At 68.3% G+C, this 909-nt stretch carries 1 protein-coding gene; it reads left to right on the plus strand.

What is annotated here, in order from left to right; genetic code table 11:
- Window positions 1–909 (plus strand): CTP synthase (gene pyrG / locus IEZ20_RS39400; protein ID WP_189307961.1); only part of this gene is annotated, 909 nt, incomplete at both ends.

Consider the following 909-nt stretch of genomic DNA (forward strand, 5'->3'; position numbering starts at 1 on the left):
CCTCCAGCCTGGGCATGCTGCTCAAGGCGCGGGGCCTGCGTGTCGTGATGCAGAAGCTCGACCCGTACCTGAACGTCGACCCGGGCACGATGAACCCCTTCCAGCACGGTGAGGTGTTCGTCACCAACGACGGCGCCGAGACCGACCTGGACATCGGCCACTACGAGCGGTTCCTGGACCGCGACCTGGACGGCACCGCGAACGTCACCACCGGCCAGGTCTACTCCACCGTGATCGCCAAGGAGCGGCGCGGGGAGTACCTGGGCGACACGGTGCAGGTCATCCCGCACATCACCAACGAGATCAAGCACCGCATCCGGCGGATGGCCACCGACGAGGTCGACGTGGTCATCACCGAGGTCGGCGGCACGGTCGGTGACATCGAGTCGCTGCCGTTCCTGGAGACGGTGCGCCAGGTCCGCCACGAGGTCGGCCGGGACAACGTCTTCGTGGTGCACATCTCCCTGCTGCCCTACATCGGCCCGTCGGGCGAGCTGAAGACCAAGCCGACCCAGCACTCGGTGGCCGCGCTCAGGAACATCGGTATCCAGCCGGACGCGATCGTGCTGCGCTGCGACCGGGAGGTGCCCACCGCGATCAAGCGGAAGATCTCCCTGATGTGCGACGTGGACGAGGCCGCGGTGGTGGCCTGCCCCGACGCCCGCTCGATCTACGACATCCCCAAGGTCGTGCACGCCGAGGGCCTGGACGCCTACGTGGTGCGCAAGCTGGACCTGCCGTTCCGGGACGTGGACTGGACGACCTGGGACGACCTGCTGGACCGGGTCCACAACCCCGACCACGAGGTCACCCTGGCGCTGGTCGGCAAGTACATCGACCTGCCCGACGCCTACCTGTCGGTCACCGAGGCGCTGCGCGCGGGCGGGTTCGCCAACCGTGCCCGGGTGA

Source organism: Streptomyces cinerochromogenes, from assembly GCF_014648635.1.
Lineage (GTDB): Bacteria > Actinomycetota > Actinomycetes > Streptomycetales > Streptomycetaceae > Streptomyces > Streptomyces cinerochromogenes.